The organism is Pseudomonas sp. 05T35, from assembly GCF_056396605.1.
The window spans coordinates 1-2,513 of record NZ_JBFTLU010000558.1; the positions used below are offsets into that span (position 1 = coordinate 1).

The following is a 2,513-nucleotide window of genomic DNA, read 5'->3' on the forward strand; positions in this document are numbered from 1 at the left end:
GTCGAGTCTATGAATACGGTGGCGGATCGTTTTGCCTTAGCGATGACGGCGTGGTCTTCGTCAACGAGACGGATCAGCAGTTGTATCGGCAATCGTTGGCCGGTGAAATGCCGCAGGCGTTGACCGTGGGTGAATGCCGTTACGGCGATCTGCAATTTGCCGGCGGGCAGGTACTCGCCGTCGAAGAACAAGGTGATCAGCATCGCCTGGTGGCCATTGATCCGGCAGACGGCAAACGTCAGCTGTTGGCCGAAGGCGCAGACTTCTACTCAGCGCCGACCTTGAGTCCGGATGCCGGGCGGTTGGCCTGGATCGAATGGAGCCGGCCGCATCAACCCTGGACCGCGACACGCTTGATGGTCGCCGAACGCGATGCCAACGGCGCTTTCGGCCGGCCGCGCTGCGTAGCGGGTGACGCGTCTGAAGAGTCCTTGCAACAACCTCGCTTCGATGATGCCGGCCGCCTGTATTGCCTGACCGATCGCGCAGGATTCTGGCAGCCGTGGGTCGAAACCGGATCAGGCTTGCAGCCGTTGCCCAGCAGTGACGCCGATCATGCGCCGGCACCGTGGCAACTTGGCGGTTGCACCTGGTTACCGCTTGGCGAAAAGAACTACCTGGCGAACTGGACCGTGGAGGGTTTCGGGCGCCTGGGGCTGCGCTCTGGTGATTCCATTGAGGATTTCACCGGCGATTACAGTCGCTTCCGAAATCTGGCGCTGGACCAGGAGTCTGTTTACTGCATCGCAGCTTCGCCGGTCAGCCCTTCCGCGGTGATCGCCATCAACCGTAAAAGCCATCAAGTCCGGGTGCTGGCGGGCGGAGTGGCACCGCAGCCCGCCGAGCATATCAGCCAGCCGCAAACACTGCGCTACCCCAGCGGGGCCGGCGAGGCCCATGGTTTCTTTTATCCGGCCATGACCGATGTCGCCAAACCACCGCTGCTGGTGTTTATTCATGGCGGGCCGACATCGGCGTGCTACCCGATGCTCGATCCGCGAATCCAGTACTGGACACAACGCGGCTTCGCGGTTGCCGACCTTAACTATCGCGGCAGTAGCGGTTACGGTCGCGCCTATCGGCAGGCACTGCACCTGAGCTGGGGCGAAGTGGATGTCGAAGACGCCTGCGCCGTGGTCGCCTACCTTGCCGGGAAAGGTTTGATCGACGGCGATCACGCGTTCATTCGTGGTGGCAGTGCCGGCGGTTACACCACGCTCTGCGCGCTGGCATTTCGGGACGTCTTCAGCGCGGGCGCCAGTTTGTACGGCGTCAGCGACCCGGCTGCCCTGAGCCGCACCACCCACAAATTCGAAGGTGACTATCTGGACTGGCTGATCGGCGATCCGCAGCAGGATGCCGAGCGCTACGTCGCCCGCACACCGCTGCTGCACGCGAGTGAAATCCGCGTGCCAGTGATCTTCTTTCAAGGCGAACTCGACGCTGTGGTGGTGCCACAACAGACCCGCGATATGGTCACGGCCCTGCAGGCCAAGGGCATTCCCGCACAGGCCCATTACTACCCGGAGGAACGCCACGGCTTTCGCAAGGCCAATAATCAGGCCCATGTGCTGGAGCAGGAATGGCGTTTTTATCGCGAGGTGATGGAGCAGAAGAACGCCTGACTGCAGGCGGGGGACAGAATGTCTTGAAAAGATCGCAGCCACCGGGCTGCGATCCGGGCTTGCAGTACTTGCCGATCAACTCAGGCCAGTATTTCCAGTCCATGCTTCTGCACGATGCTCAGCAGCTTCAATGCCATCCCGCTGGGGGGCTTGTCACCCGCTTCCCACTGTTTGACGGTAGAAGCACTGGTATTCAAATAGCGGGCGAACACCGGTTGGCTGACATTGTTACGCTCGCGCAGTTGTTTGATCTGTTCGGCGGGAATCGCCTCTGGCACCTGTGCCAGGCATGTCTCATCGAACTGGCGCATGGTGGTCTTGCTGATAGCGCCGATCGACAACAATGCAGTGGCCGAATCGTGAACCGACTCAAGGGCTTCACTCTTGAACTTCTTACTCATGATGTACCTCCACAAACTCCCTCATATCCAGCAGTTGCTGGACCTGTGTGTCACTCAACCTCTCATAGGCTTTGGCCAACTATCGAAAGGCAGCCAACTCCGTTTGGCTGATGTTGCTCTGGTCTTTCTTGGCAAACAGAAACTGGTAAACCCAGTACCGTCCCCCCTTGGCCAAAACAATCGAACGGTGACGGTTTTCGCTCAAGCGCTTTTTCCAGACTCCACCTCCCAGACTGTCTGCCTGCCCTTTAAGCAACTCGCGGAACGCTGACCTGAGCTCGTCATCGCCGATCCAGGCTTTGCCTGCCTGGACGGTAAAACGCCTTGTCTTGAACAGCCTGATCGTCATGGACATCCCTCCCCATCACCATACCACTCAGTGGTATATATTTACAAACCAAGCCATCCGCAAAATCAATGCGTGATGGCATCGGCAGTCCTCGCCGACTCCGCCAAAAAGCCATTGTTCTGGCAATCACTCAAGCAC

Annotated in this window: 2 protein-coding genes and 1 pseudogene; 1 reads left to right on the top strand and 2 read right to left on the bottom strand. The window is 59.3% G+C overall.

Annotated elements, in window-relative coordinates; translation table 11 throughout:
• Nucleotides 1-1,625 (top strand): S9 family peptidase (locus tag AC1DH9_RS27145; protein ID WP_477809134.1); only part of this gene is annotated, 1,625 nt, incomplete at its 5' end.
• Between the two features lie 80 nt (nt 1,626-1,705).
• Here the strand turns inward: AC1DH9_RS27145 and AC1DH9_RS27150 are convergent.
• The gene (locus tag AC1DH9_RS27150) at nt 1,706-2,026 is read right to left on the bottom strand and encodes a helix-turn-helix domain-containing protein (protein ID WP_427545631.1); all 321 of its coding nucleotides are present in this window, start codon (nt 2,024-2,026) and stop codon (nt 1,706-1,708) included.
• Nucleotides 2,019-2,375: pseudogene (locus tag AC1DH9_RS27155) on the bottom strand (type II toxin-antitoxin system RelE/ParE family toxin). Before AC1DH9_RS27155 ends, AC1DH9_RS27150 begins: the two are co-directional and overlap by 8 nt.
• Nucleotides 2,376-2,513 lie beyond the last annotated feature (138 nt).